At 60.8% G+C, this 14,254-nt stretch carries 12 protein-coding genes; 7 read left to right on the forward strand and 5 right to left on the reverse strand.

Annotated elements, in window-relative coordinates; all coding sequences use genetic code 11:
* The 5 genes from PK789_RS10205 to dusB all read left to right on the forward strand — a co-directional run.
* Positions 1 to 998 (forward strand): MFS transporter (locus PK789_RS10205; RefSeq protein ID WP_324308646.1); only part of this gene is annotated, 998 nt, incomplete at its 5' end.
* Positions 998 to 1,945: a ribokinase gene (locus PK789_RS10210; protein ID WP_324308647.1), complete on the forward strand. Its 948-nt coding sequence runs from the start codon at positions 998 to 1,000 to the stop codon at positions 1,943 to 1,945. The genes PK789_RS10205 and PK789_RS10210, both read left to right, overlap by 1 nt.
* Before the next feature lie 140 nt (positions 1,946 to 2,085).
* Entirely contained in the window at positions 2,086 to 3,714 is a 1,629-nt protein-coding gene (locus PK789_RS10215; protein WP_324308648.1) for a M64 family metallopeptidase, read from the forward strand.
* 74 nt (positions 3,715 to 3,788) lie between these two features.
* Positions 3,789 to 5,351, forward strand: a complete 1,563-nt coding sequence (locus PK789_RS10220; RefSeq protein WP_324308649.1) for a S8 family peptidase — start codon at positions 3,789 to 3,791, stop codon at positions 5,349 to 5,351.
* Positions 5,352 to 5,451: 100 nt separating this feature from the next.
* Complete coding sequence (gene dusB / locus PK789_RS10225; protein WP_324308650.1) at positions 5,452 to 6,450, forward strand: tRNA dihydrouridine synthase DusB; 999 nt, start codon at positions 5,452 to 5,454, stop codon at positions 6,448 to 6,450.
* Here the strand turns inward: dusB and PK789_RS10230 are convergent.
* A complete protein-coding gene (locus PK789_RS10230) occupies positions 6,396 to 7,451 on the reverse strand; it encodes a metal-dependent hydrolase (protein WP_324308651.1) in 1,056 nt (351 codons plus the stop codon). The two genes, dusB and PK789_RS10230, sit on opposite strands and share 55 nt — an antisense overlap.
* 127 nt (positions 7,452 to 7,578) lie before the next feature.
* Here PK789_RS10230 and metK point away from each other — a divergent pair, with 127 nt between their 5' ends.
* Positions 7,579 to 8,787: a methionine adenosyltransferase gene (gene metK, locus PK789_RS10235; RefSeq protein WP_324308652.1), complete on the forward strand. Its 1,209-nt coding sequence runs from the start codon at positions 7,579 to 7,581 to the stop codon at positions 8,785 to 8,787.
* Between the two features lie 126 nt (positions 8,788 to 8,913).
* Positions 8,914 to 10,488: an SDR family NAD(P)-dependent oxidoreductase gene (locus PK789_RS10240; protein ID WP_324308653.1), complete on the forward strand. Its 1,575-nt coding sequence runs from the start codon at positions 8,914 to 8,916 to the stop codon at positions 10,486 to 10,488.
* Between the two features lie 281 nt (positions 10,489 to 10,769).
* On the opposite strand, the gene PK789_RS10245 is transcribed toward PK789_RS10240, so the two are convergent.
* From PK789_RS10245 to dcm, 4 genes are all read right to left on the reverse strand, one after another.
* On the reverse strand, positions 10,770 to 11,126 hold the full coding sequence (locus PK789_RS10245) for a hypothetical protein (protein ID WP_324308654.1): 357 nt from the start codon (positions 11,124 to 11,126) through the stop codon (positions 10,770 to 10,772).
* A 72-nt stretch (positions 11,127 to 11,198) separates the two neighbouring features.
* Positions 11,199 to 11,717 (reverse strand): type II restriction endonuclease, encoded by a 519-nt coding sequence (locus PK789_RS10250; RefSeq protein ID WP_324308655.1) that lies wholly within the window; start codon positions 11,715 to 11,717, stop codon positions 11,199 to 11,201.
* Between the two features lie 44 nt (positions 11,718 to 11,761).
* On the reverse strand, positions 11,762 to 11,983 hold the full coding sequence (locus PK789_RS10255; RefSeq protein ID WP_324308656.1) for a hypothetical protein: 222 nt from the start codon (positions 11,981 to 11,983) through the stop codon (positions 11,762 to 11,764).
* Positions 11,984 to 12,012: 29 nt separating this feature from the next.
* Positions 12,013 to 14,043, reverse strand: a complete 2,031-nt coding sequence (dcm, locus tag PK789_RS10260; protein WP_324308657.1) for a DNA (cytosine-5-)-methyltransferase — start codon at positions 14,041 to 14,043, stop codon at positions 12,013 to 12,015.
* Between the last annotated feature and the right edge of the window lie 211 nt (positions 14,044 to 14,254).

Consider the following 14,254-nt stretch of genomic DNA (forward strand, 5'->3'; position numbering starts at 1 on the left):
TGTTCTGGGTGATGTTGGCGACGATGATTTGCTACATGCCCACCATCTCGCTGGCAATTGCCGTGGCCTACAACGCGATCAAACGCGAAGGGCTGGACGTGGTGCGCGATTACCCGCCGATCCGGGTGTGGGGCACCGTTGGGTTCATCGCCGCACTGTGGACCACCAGTTTGCTCAAGCTGGAAACCTCGCCGGGCCAGTTCTATATCGCGTCTGCCGCCTCGCTGGTACTGGGCCTGTACGCCTTCACCCTGCCGCCTTGCCCGCCCACACTGGGCCAAGGGGGCGGCAATCGCTCGCTGGTGGACGTGCTGGGGCTGTCCTCGTTCCGCCTGTTCAAAGATCGCAACATGGCCGTGTTCTTTGTGTTTGCGATGCTGCTAGGTGCCGCCCTGCAACTGACCAACGCCTATGGCGACACCTTCCTGCACGACTTTGCCAATGTCGATGCCTACAAAGACACGCTGGCGGTGAAGTATCCGGCCATCATCATGTCGCTGTCGCAGATCAGTGAAACCCTGTTCATCCTCACCATCCCGTTTTTCTTGAAGCGCTTTGGTATCAAGACGGTGATGACCATCAGCATGCTGGCGTGGTTTTTGCGCTTTGGCCTGTTTGCCTACGGCAACCCGGGGCCGGGGCTGTGGATGATCGTGATGAGCTGCATTGTCTATGGCATGGCGTTCGACTTCTTCAACATTTCCGGCTCACTCTTTGTTGAGCAACAAGCCGATCCCAAGATCCGCGCCTCGGCGCAAGGCCTATACATGCTGATGACCAATGGCATCGGCGCAGTGCTGGGCAGTCTGGTGGCCGGGTTCGTGATTGATCACTGGTTTACCGATGCCGGCGGCGCAAAAGACTGGCACGGCATCTGGGTGACGTTTGCACTATATGCACTGGCGATGGCGGCGGCCTTCGTGCCGCTGTTCAAGCACCGGCACACCCCCCACCAGGTCATTCCCGCGCATGGCGCGGTGGATGTGGGCAACCCCTGATGGCCCGCGTGTGTGTCATCGGCTCGTTCAACGTCGATCACGTGTGGCGTGTGGCGGCACTGCCGCAGGTGGGCGCAACCCTTGCTGGGCATTACCACACCGGCCCCGGTGGCAAGGGTTTCAACCAAGCCATGGCAGCGCGCCGCGCCGGTGCCGACACGCGCTTTGTCTGCGCATTGGGTGACGATGCCGGCGCACAACTGGCACGCCAATTGTGCAGCGACGACGGCATCGACCTGCACTCCGCTGCCAGCGCCGCACCCACCGGCACCGCCGGTATTTATGTGGATGCCGAAGGCCGCAATTGCATCGTGATTGGTGCTGGTGCCAATGCCGATTTGCAACCGCCATTTGTCGAAACCGCACTGCATGGCGTGCAGGCGGGCGATGTTTTGCTGGCGCAACTGGAATCCCCCCCCAGCACTATCTTCCGCGCCTTGGCAGCAGGCCGCGCACAGGCTGCCACCACCTTGCTCAACCCGGCGCCGGCCAATGTCGCCATCGACCAAAGCATGCTGGATCAAGTCGATTTTCTGACCCCCAACGAAACCGAATTTGCCGCCTTGATTGGCCGTCACGTGGGTGAACGTATCGCCGCCGATACCGTGGTGGGCCTTGACCAACCGCGCTTGCATCGCCTGTGCCGAGAATTGCTGCCACACGGCAGCGTTATCATCACGCTGGGTGCCAGCGGCTGTTTTGTTTCACACCCTGAAACCCATCTGCGTGGCGACACCCACACCTGCTACCGCATCCCCGCAGAGCCCGCCCACGTGGTGGACACCACCGGTGCCGGCGATGCCTTCAATGGCGCACTGGCTGCATCCTTGGCACAACGTCCGGCACTGGCCTGCATTGAGCATGTGCGCTTTGCGGGCCACTATGCGGCGCGTTCTACCGAACATACCGGAGCGGCATTGGCGATGCCCCACATCGCCATCGTTTAAGTATTTTCATACCCCTTTTCTGCGTTTGGCGGGTTCATCCCCTGTTCCGTGTTTCCCCATAGGGGGAATCACAACAACTACCGGCGAGCTTGCGCCTGGCAACGCTTGCCCGGAACGCCAAGGGGAGTTACTGCACCACGATGAATACCGTTACCACCACCAGCCTTGCCGCTGCGTTGGCCTTGGGGCTTTCAACCACGGCATACGCCGGCAATCATCTCAGTCTGCGTCTGCAAGCCAACAGCAGCGCCGGCAACGTCACCGTAGTCAGTGCCGAACGTGGCGCTTTTTCCGCACGTCCAGCCAATACTGAAGCCAACAGCAATAATTTGCAGCTGATTGGCCGCGACAAACATGGGCGGCAATTATTCGTCCTCACTACACGCGACCCACGCATGCTGCGTGCTGAATCTTTCAACCCAGCAACAGGACGCATTGCGCATGTGCAAGATGTGTTTTTGCGGCAGCAACAATTTGAAGTACAAGTCCCCGACAACCCAGCGCTGGCTTCCATCCAGATACAAGCCGGCAATCAAAATCAAGCCGGCCTGAGAGCTGCCCATCAACTGGGCGAGATCCGCATGGATCAAATCCAACCTTTGCTCAACCGCAGCAACCGGCAATCGGTACAAGCGAGCAATGTCATTGGCAGTGAGCTTTTGGTGAATAACGGGCCATCCTCTAACCGGCTGGATATCGTCATCATGGGCGATGGCTACACCAACGCCGAGATGAATAAATGGCGCAGCGATGCGCAAAAAGTGGTCACTGGCTTGATGGCTGACCCACTGTTTTCAGCCAATGCCAAGGCGTTCAATATTCGCCGCGTGGATGTGGTGAGTGCAGAGTCCGGTATCGACGACCCGCCTTATGGCATTTATCGCAACACCGCACTCAATGCCACCATGGCGTGCTCGGGGATTGACCGTTTGGTCTGCGCCGATAGTAACCTTGCCTACAATGCCGCCGCCCAAGTCACCGGCGCCGATGGTCGCGATGTGATCTTGGTGGTGGGCAATACCACGCGTTACGGCGGTGGCGGTGGCTATATCGCGACCATGACCATGCACAGTGCGGCCACCGAACTGGCCCTGCACGAATTGGGCCACACTCTGTTTGGGCTTGCCGACGAATACGACTACGGCAGCTGCTACGGTGGGGAACCGGCCGCCCCCAATGTCACCCGACAGACACAACGCGGGTATATCAAGTGGGGGACACAAATCGCCGCAGCCACACCCCTGCCTACACCCAGCAATCGCTACGCACTGGGCACTGTAGGCTTATTTGAAGGTGGCAATTATTGCGCCAGTGGTGTCTATCGCCCCACCGAAAACTCCAAAATGCGCACCCTTGGCGCACCCTGGGATGCGGTCAACACCAGTATCGCGAATCGTATTTTTGCCAATTACAAAGACGATAGCAGCCCGGAGCCAAACCCCAATCCTAACCCTGACCCGAATTCGGGCAGTACCACGGTCACCGGTACGCTCAGCGGCACCGGGAAATTTGCTGACCACCCCAATCCATACGTCTATCTTGCTCAGGGTGGTGCCATCAAGGCCAACCTGAAAGGGCCATCCAGCGCGGATTTCGAGCTTTACCTGTACCGCTGGAATGGGTCGGCATGGCAGGCCGTGGCCAAGTCTGAATCGCCTACGTCTAACGAATCCCTCAGCTATAGCGCCAATGCCGGCTATTACACCGTCGAGGTGTATTCGTACCGCGGCGCTGGTAACTACACGTTGACGTATTCGATGCCCAAGTAAGCAGCTCCCTGCCAACGCACTCTCGGCGCAGCGGTCTGAAGCACCACTGCGTCCATGCACCCTGAGGATTTTTCATGCACTCCAAATCTTTTGTCCCCACGCTACTGCTCTCCGCTATCGCACTGGCATTGAGTACCGGCAACGTCGCCGCGCAGCAATACATCAGCGCACAGCACCCCATCAAAAATAGCTATATCGTGGTCTTGAAAGAAGAAGCCGCCAACCTGCGCAGTGAGGCCACTGCCGTCAAAGCCGGCAGCCTGCGCAGCAAAGCCAATATCCCCACCCTCGCCAGCGTTGCCGACGCCATGACGGGCCAATATCAGTTGGGACTGCGAAAAACGTATAACGAAGTGCTACGCGGCTTTGCAGTGACGGCTAGCCCCGCCACCATTTTGCGCATGCTGAAAGACCCACGCGTGGCCTACATCGAAGAAAACGGCGAAATGCACGCCAGCACCACCCAAACCGGCGCAACATGGGGGCTTGATCGTGTGGATCAACGCAGTCTTCCGCTCAATGGCAGCTATACCTATTCCACCACAGCCTCCAATGTGTCTGCCTACGTCATCGACACCGGCATCCTGGCTTCACACAGCCAATTTGGCGGCCGTGTACAAGCCGGGTTCACCGCAATCAATGATGGCTACGGCACCACCGATTGCGCCGGTCACGGCACCCATGTTGCAGGTACGATTGGTGGCGCTACCTATGGCATGGCCAAAGGTGTGAAGCTGTATCCGGTGCGCGTGCTGGGGTGCAACGGCAGTGGCTCCACCGATGGCATCATCGCAGGGATGGACTGGGTGGCCAGCAACCATCGTGGCCCTTCCGTTGCCAACATGAGCTTGGGTGGCGGCGCTTCCACCGCCACCGATCAAGCCGTAGCCAGGCTGCGCAACTCGGGCGTGGTGGTGGCAGTGGCGGCCGGCAATGAAAATCAAAATGCTTGTGATGTTTCGCCGGCCCGCGCAGCGGGGGCCATTACAGTTGGCGCAACACAAAGTAATGATGCCCGCTCTTCGTTCTCCAATTGGGGCACCTGTGTCGATATTTTTGCACCTGGCACCAATATCACGTCGAGTTGGGGCAGCGGCAGTACCGCCATCAACACGATCAGCGGCACCTCGATGGCCACACCCCATGTGGCCGGTGCGGTGGCGTTGTACCTGTCCACGCACCCCAACGCTACGCCCGCACAAGTGGAGCAGGCGTTATACGCCAACGCCAGCCCCAACAAAGTCAGCAATGCAGGGGCAGGTTCCAGCAATCGATTGCTGTACACGCAGTTTGCTGATGAAGGTAGCCCCGGCACGCCAGATCAACCCAACCCAACCGGCACCACGGTCGCCGGCTATCTGCAAGGGACCGGGTATTACGCCGACCATCCGTCGCCCTACCAATATGTCACCGCTGCCGGCACCATTAGCGCCACATTAAAAGGCCCATCCAACGCGGATTTTGAGCTGCATTTGTATCGATGGAACGGCACTGCATGGCAAATCGTGGCCAAGTCCGAGTCCCCCACCTCCAATGAAGCACTCACCTATAGCGCCAATCCCGGCTACTACACCATCGAGGTATTTTCCTATCGCGGTGCCGGCAACTACAGCTTGACCTACGCACTTCCCAAGTAAAAACCCGGAAGGTCTGGTGAATCCTCAGGGCAGTGCGCGATGTACTGCCCTGTTGGTTCGCATCACCATGCCGCTGTGGCAGGCCCGCTACAATCTCGATATGCACATCGGTCCCCACGCCATCACTCCGAAGGTGATCCTTGCGCCGATGGCGGGGGTGACGGATAAGCCGTTTCGATTGCTGTGCAAGCGTCTGGGCGCGGGCTTGGCGGTGTCGGAGATGACGATTTCCGACCCGCGTTTCTGGAACACCACAAAATCGCGCACGCGGATGGATCACGCCGGTGAGCCGGACCCGATCAGTGTGCAGATTGCCGGCACCGACCCTGCGGCATTGGCCGAGGCGGCGCGCTTCAATGTGGACCACGGCGCGCAGATCATCGACATCAATATGGGCTGCCCGGCCAAAAAAGTGTGCAATGTGTTGGCCGGCAGCGCGCTGATGCGGGATCCACTGTTGGTGGGGCGGATTGTGGCTGCGGTGGTTGCTGCGGTGGATGTGCCGGTCACGCTGAAAATCCGCACCGGTTGGGATGCGCAGCACAAAAACGCGCCGCAGATTGCGCGGATTGCCGAAGATGCCGGCATTGCTGCGCTCGCGGTGCATGGCCGCACCCGTGACCAGCATTACACCGGCGTGGCCGAGTACGCCACCATCGCGCAGATCAAAACGCTGTTGAAGATTCCGGTGATCGCCAATGGCGATATCGACTCGCCGCACAAAGCCGCCTGCGTGCTGAAGGCCACCGACGCAGATGCGGTGATGGTGGGCCGCGCCGCACAAGGGCGGCCGTGGCTGCTGGGCCAGATTGGGCACTTTCTGAAGTCTGGCGAAGTGCTGCCCGATCCCGCCATACCTGCCGTGCGCGATCTGCTGCTGGAACACCTGCACGCCCTGCACGCGCATTACGGCGAAGACATGGGCGTGCGCATCGCCCGCAAGCATCTGGGTTGGTATGCCAAAGACCGCCCCGAGAACGCGGCGTTTCGTGCCGTGGTCAACCGTGCACACACCGCAGACGAACAACTGCGGCTGACCCGTGATTATTTTGATGCACTGGCCGCCGGGGTTGCGCCGGAGTTGCCGGCGGTGGCCTGAGCCGGTTCGTGCCAAATGCGCTGCCACATGTCCGGCAGCCGCTTGCTGGCCTGCCACGGCCACCGCAATTGCTGCGGCGCGATCGCACGCCAGCCGCTGCCATCACGCTGCGCGATAGCGAAATTGAAGGTGTAATCCGGCTCGCTGCCCATGCGCAAGTCGCTGAGGATCAGCTGTCCATCGCGCACCTGTGCTTTTTGAAAGCCATGGTTGAACCACGTCAGGCGTTGCACCACTGGCAGCGTTGCCACCGCCGCCAAGGCCTGCGTGTCCGATGTGTAGCGGCGCAACACGATGGGGTGGTGGTCGGCCACCAACGAGTATTCGCCTTGCACAAATCCGTCCGGCGTCATCGCGGTCACTTGCCATAACAAGGTGTTGAACGGCATCGGCACCGAGAACCGCGGCGCATCGGCCAAGCCCATGGCTACCAGCGCGCGGTCGGCTTGGCGCGCCACCAGCGCCTTGGCCACAACCGACCAACCCAGATAACCCACGCCCAACACCAACCCTACGGTCAGCGCGCGTTGCCCCAGCGGCTTGTTCCATGCCCACCACGCCACGATGCAGGCCAGCAACCACGGCAATGTGAACAATGGGTCGATGATGAACAGCGTGCTCCACATCAGCGGCGGCAGCGGGATCGGCCACAGCAGTTGCGTGCCGTACACGGTGAAGCTGTCCAGCAGCGGGTGCGCCATCAGGCATATGAAGATCGCCCACCACCAACGCGCGGGTGCCGCGGTCACCCGCCCGCCACGGCGCTTGAAGCACCACCAGATCGCCCACGCGATCAGCGGCAGCACCAGCCACGAATGGGTGGCGGCGCGATGGCACGTCATCCGCAGCACCGGATCGTCACTGAGCAGCAAGGGCAGTACGTCCAAGTCCGGCACGGTGTTGAGTGCGGCACCGGCCAGCAATGCGGCGCGGCGATGGGCTTTGGGGGCGATGGCGGCGCAGATGACGCCGCCGTAAAACAAGTGGGTGATTGAGTCCATCCGCAAATGCTAATCCATCCACATTTTCTGAACGCACGCCATCGGCCCGTGGCGCATGATGCACACAGGCGCGCATCGCTGTATCATTCGCACCCATCTTTCCATCCGAATACAAGGATATAAAGCAATGCCCAGTTATCTGTTCACCTCTGAATCGGTCTCTGAAGGCCATCCGGACAAGATCGCCGACCAGATCTCCGACGCAGTGCTGGACGCGATCATCGCCCAGGACAAACACGCCCGCGTGGCCTGCGAGACGCTGGTCAAGACGGGTGCTGCCATCGTTGCCGGCGAAGTGACGACCAGCGCGTGGGTGGATATCGAAGCCTTGGCACGCAAGGTCATCAACGACATCGGCTACGACAATTCCAGCGTCGGCTTCGACGGCCACACCTGCGCCATCATCAACATGCTCGGCAAGCAGTCGCCCGACATCAACCAGGGCGTTGACCGCAAGAAGCCGGAAGACCAGGGCGCGGGCGACCAGGGCCTGATGTTCGGCTACGCCTGCAACGAGGCGCCGGAATTCATGCCGGCCCCGCTGTACTACAGCCACCGCCTGGTCGAGCAGCAGGCGAAGGTGCGCAAGAGCGGCAAGCTGAAGTGGCTGCGCCCGGACGCCAAGTCGCAGGTCACCCTGCGCTACGACGGCAACACCGTGCTGGGCCTCGATGCGGTGGTGCTGTCCACCCAGCATGATCCGGACATCAAGCAGAAGGACCTGATCGAGGCGGTGCGCACGCACATCCTCGCCCCGGTGCTGCCGAAGAAGTGGCTGGACGCGCTGCCGAAGAACAAAGTGCACATCAACCCGACCGGCAAGTTCGTGATCGGCGGGCCGGTGGGCGATTGCGGCCTGACCGGGCGCAAGATCATCGTGGATACCTACGGCGGCATGGCCCGTCACGGTGGCGGTGCGTTCTCGGGCAAGGATCCGTCGAAGGTGGATCGTTCGGCTGCGTATGCCGCGCGTTATGTGGCCAAAAATATCGTGGCCGCAGGGCTTGCCGACAAGTGCGAAGTGCAGGTCAGCTACGCGATTGGCGTGGCTCAGCCCACCAGCATCTCGGTGACGACCTTCGGCACCGGCAAAGTGGGCGATGACGTGATCGAAAAACTGATCCGCGCCCACTTCGACCTGCGCCCGTATGCCATCACCCGCATGCTGGACCTGGAGCACCCGATCTACCAGCCCACCGCCAGCTACGGCCACTTCGGCCGCAAGCCGAAGGAGATCAGCTACACCGACGGCGAAGGCAAGAAGCAGAAAGCCACCGCCTTCAGCTGGGAAAAGACCGACAAGGCCGAAGCCCTGCGCAAAGCCGCAAAGCTGTAAGAGTGGCCCCTGCCCGCCACCGGAGCAGCCCAAGCAATACAGCGAACGGGTCGCAGCAATGCGGCCCGTTCTTTTTTTGCAACGCAGCCACGTGTCTCAATCACCACATAGCGCAAGACCCACACCATGACCACCAACACCCCACCCTCCAGCGAGGCCGGCGCAGCTTCGGGCCAACACCTGGTACTCGAACTGCTTGAAGCCATCGCCGCCGACCGCGCCGTGCTGGATGCGTGGCCAAGCAAGGAACGCGCGCGCCTGCACCAGGCCATCGCCTCGATCTATCACCCGGAGCCCAAGCTGCGCCGCAAGCAGGCCAAGGTGCGCGAACGCGAACGCAATGCCGAAGCCGTGCGCCGCGCCGAAGCCGTGCTCAATCAGACCGGCATCCGTGAACTGCGCCGCAAGCCGGTATTCACCACACCGAATTATTTCCCGCCGGCCTTGCCCTCACCCGCCTTGGCTGCGCCGGAAGTCGCGCCGCAGGAATCCAGCGAGCTGTTGCACTGCTACGTTTGCAAGCAGAAATACACGCTGCTGCATCACTTCTACGACCAGTTGTGCCCGGCGTGTGCAGACTTCAATTTCGCCAAACGCAACGAACTTGCCGACCTGCACGGACGCGTTGCCTTGCTGACCGGTGGACGGGTCAAGATCGGCTATCAGGCCGGCCTGAAACTGCTGCGTGCCGGTGCGCAACTGATCGTCACCACCCGCTTCCCGCGCGACTCCGCCGCGCGTTACGCGCAGGAGCCGGACTTCGCAGAATGGGGCCATCGCCTGGAGGTGTTCGGTCTGGATCTGCGTCACACGCCCAGCGTCGAGGCGTTCTGTCATGAGCTCCTGGGCAAGCTGCCGCGGCTCGACTTCATCATCAACAACGCCTGCCAGACCGTGCGCCGCCCACCGGAGTTCTACGCGCACATGATGGAAGCGGAAACCGCCGCACTGCACGACATCCCACAGGACGTGCGCAAGCTGCTGGGCAGTTACGAAGGTCTGCGCAGCTACAACATGTTGCCGGATGCCAATGCCGCAGCGATGCAGGTGACGATCGGTGACAGCAGCGAAAACGCGGGGCTCACCCGCTCGGCAGAGCTCTCGCAGGTGCCGCTGTTGGCCGAAGAATTGCTGGGGCAAAAGCACCTGTTCCCGCAGGGCAGGCTGGACCAGGACTTGCAGCAGATCGACCTGCGCGGGCGCAACTCATGGCGGCTGCTGCTGCATGAAGTGCCCTCGGTGGAATTGCTGGAGACCCAGTTGGTCAACGCCATCGCACCGTTCATCATCAACGCGCGCCTCAAGCCCTTGCTGCTGCGTACACCCGCCGGCACCGAACACAGCCGCGACAAACACATCGTCAATGTGTCGGCGATGGAGGGGCAGTTCTACCGCAACTTCAAGACTACCCGGCACCCGCATACCAACATGGCCAAGGCCGCGCTGAACATGATGACGCGCACATCCGCCGCCGATTACCACGGCGACGGCATCCACATGAACAGTGTGGACACCGGCTGGATTACCGACGAGGATCCCGCCGAACTCGCCGCACGCAAGGTCGTGGAGGAACGCTTCCACCCGCCACTGGACATCGTCGACGGCGCCGCCCGCATCGTCGACCCCATCATCCACGGCATCAACACCGGCGAACACGTGTGGGGGCAATTCCTGAAGGACTACAAACCCACCGCCTGGTGATGGCACGCTGAGCACCAGCCTGCCCAGCGCGGGCGCGGTCCGGGATGCCGTACACACCACATCCATATCCATCCAGCACTCAGGTGCGGCTTTCCCAGCCTGCAGGATTCCGCTGCGCCCTCTGGTTTACCGATACCAATGGGAAAAGACCGACAAAGCAGAAGCCCTGAAAAAGGCGACAAAGTTGAAGTAAACCGCGCCAGCGGGATGCAATACCAAAACGGGCCGCAGCGATGCGGCACGTTTTTCATGGTACGCACGACGAAAAACGGAGCGCCTGCTCAGCCTGTGCGGCGGCGACGTTTCGACGTTCTGCGCGCGGGAACATTTGCGTCGCGCAGCCCATCATTGAATTCCGCCCACGCCCCCGGATCAAGTACTCGCAACTCGTCATTCAGGGTGTGAAACAGCTCCCAGTCATCGTCGATGGCCGCCGCGCGGATGTTCTCGAAATGCGCCAGCACGGCCTCGGCATGAGCGCGTTCAAGCTCACCCACCTGCGTCAAGCCTGCACAGTCCGCAGATCCCATCAGGCTGCTCAACACCCGGCCGATGAGCGCGGACATCGCACCGAAGGTCCCGACGGCCAACAGCACGGCCAGAAGAAAAATGCCCCCCGCAATCAACATGTCCAGCATTTTTCCTTGCCCCACGACGGCCTGCCCCAGCCAGCATGGAACGACTGCGTCTCACCGCCTGCGATGTCCCGTTCACCCCGCCAGCAGCAAGGCAGGCCGACGCGTGCGGATCTGGTCGTGGAAGAAATCACGGAAGGTGATCACCTTGTCCTGCTTCTCGTACACGGCTTCCTTCGATTTCTTGAGAGACTCCGGCACCACCAGCACGATGTCGTTGCGGGCCATCTCCTCGATGGCCGGCGTGGACACGCGGTCATCCACCGTGGCGAGGAACACGGCGCCGTGCCGGCGCTCCAGCCCCAGCTGCTTCCAGCGCTCGCGCAGGGTGGTCTTGAGCGACAGGATCAACGATTCGGTGCGCTGCGGATCATTGAGCGCGGCCACATCCGGCAGCACGAAATCCGGGCGACGGGCACCCACCGCGATCTGTGCCTCGTGCAGGACGCGCCCGTCCACCAGCAGGCGTTTGACGTGATGCTCGAACGACAGGCCGGCGCGGCTCTTGCGTGTCTGCGCCGCACTGAGAAACAAGCCGTCAAGCTTGCCGAAACCGCGCACCAATGCTTCGACCGGATCATCGCCACGCAGCAATCGCGATTGGGCGGTGGATTACCAGGCAATCAATCTCCCGCCGATCAGCGGCGAGACCGACAAACGCCTGACACAGTGAGCCAATCAACATCGACTCGCTGAATGTCATAATCGTCGGCGTAAGCAAATGCGGCTTCACGCGGCGGCAGGTCGGCGTAACGCAAAGCCACCTCGTCACAAACCCCTGCGTCTTGGCGATCAAGATAGAAATGCAACCACAATGCGGCCTCAAACGCTATTAGCCAATTTTCATCAAGCTCAGCCACGGCCTAAACCCACGATTGATTGTTCTGAATTAAGGGGCCGCCATCATTCGCTCACGATGACGTTGAACAAAATTTGTTTCGGGAACGAAGCGTTCCGGCAGTTCGATCTGGCGGCCCGCGATGGGATGAAATATCTCGCGCAAGCACTCATCCTTGCTTTTTTCCAATGCAGGCGACAGTACGATGCGATATTCGTCGGTCAGCGAGAACAAATAGTGATCAAACGCCTTATCGTGCAAGGCTGACAAGCACAAACCATTCCCGGGATGTAGCCGGATTGACGCGTCGTCGCGCCACGGCACGATATGGCTGGCGACTAAAAGCCGCGAATCGGAAATGCCGGTGATGCAACAGCGGTTGCGATAACCACTCAATACCGCGCGTCGAAAGAAATGTTGCTTAACGCGCAACTCCACTATCGCTTTGCGTGTTTCACCAGAGAAATCCTGCGCGGCGTCCTCCACCGCATCGACCAATTCCTGATCAGCGACAGGTTGCGCATGCCGCGCACGCAGCGCCCCTAACAGCGCTTCACATTCGATGGCAAGCCGATCCCAATCGGCATGAAATTCTGTCCATATGTGGCGATCCAGCGACGATGCGTTTCCCAAGCCAACAACACCGCGCGCCTGCATCGCAGGATCAATGCTTGCGATGTTGCAACACTTCATCGCCAACGCACTAGGTGTGCGGCCGATGAGCTTAGCCAACGCAATGACTTTCGGATTACGGCCATGCAGTTGCCCGAACGGCGTTTGACAATAGAAATGAAACGCGAGCTTGGTTTGCTCTTCCGTCCAGTTGCCCTGGCTGGGAAAAGCACCATCGCGCAAATCGAATACGGGCATGCTCGGCTTCTTCGGCAGTCGTTCGACCATGCACTTTGCGACACTCGATACCATCGGCACAACCGTCGACTTCGCAATGAGTTGGTACGCCCGCGTATCACTCACCGGAATCACGAACTCATCCGCGAATCCCATCAACCTTGCGCATTCACGCGGGGTCAGTCTGCGCGGTCGCTGTCGCACACCCTGCGACAGCAGAATCTCGGAACCGTCTTTGTAGTAGCGCGCCGACAGCGTACGGGTCACGCTCTGCGCGTTCACCAGCCCGTAGCCGAAGCCGTTGCCCGCCGCCTTGTGCTTGGCCGCGTAGGCCTGCAGATAGGCCCAGAGTTTGGGGGTTAGCGTGTAGCGGGCATCCACCTTCGCCTTCGCGCCGGTGGTGTAGTGGCTTTCCGGCATTTCGCTGCCGTCCTGCGGATGCAGGATGTCGCCCAGCACACGTCGCGTTGCGGGAATACGCACGTCCTGCCAATCGAAATCAGTCGACTCGCGGAAGCCGACGATCAGGATGCGTTCGCGGTGCTGCGGCACCCAGTGGCCGCCGTCCAGCACCTTGCAATGGATGTGATAGCCCAGCTCCTGTTCCAGCACACCGCGAATCACCCGGAAGGTGTTGCCCTTGTCGTGGCTGACCAGATTCTTCACGTTCTCCAGCAGGAACGCGGCCGGTCGCTTTTCTGCAATGATCCGCTGCACGTCGAAGAACAGCGTGCCCTGGGTTTCGTCGGCAAATCCGTGCGCACGCCCCAGCGCGTTCTTCTTGGACACGCCGGCAATGCTGAAAGGCTGGCAGGGAAAACCGGCCAGCAGGACGTCGTGATCGGGGATGTCCTTCGCCTTCACCTTGGTGATGTCGCCGGCCATGTGCTCGATGGCGTCGGGGAAATTGGCCAGATAGGTTTTCTGCGCGTAGCTGTCGTATTCGCTGGTGAACACGCATTGGCCGCCCTGCGCCTGAAACGCCGTGCGCAGCCCGCCGATGCCGGCGAACAGGTCGATGAAACGGAATGCGGCCTGTCCCGGCGCGGGCCGCTGCGATTCTTGCGGCAGCAGCATGCGCTGACGGAGAGCATCAAGCAGATAAGGCGGTGGGTCGGTTTCGCGGGCTTCCCAGCGCCGCACCGTGCGTGCGGTGGTTTGCAACGCGCGTGCAATGTCGGCTTGGGAATGATGCCGGCGCAATGCCAGCAGGTAGGAAATGGGGTCTTCCATGGGAACAATGCTCAGGGACGAAAAGCGGACATATTGTCCTGTTATCGTCCCAGATCTTGAGACTGGGCGCCATCACCCGCATGCTGACTCTGGAACACCCGATCTACCAGCCCACCGCCAGCTACGGCCACTTTGACCGCAAGCCGAAAGACATCACTACACCGACGGCGACGGCAAGAAGCAGAAAGCCACGGCGTTCAGCTGGAAAAAG

Source organism: Thermomonas sp., assembly GCF_035369645.1.
Taxonomy (GTDB): Bacteria; Pseudomonadota; Gammaproteobacteria; order Xanthomonadales; family Xanthomonadaceae; genus Thermomonas.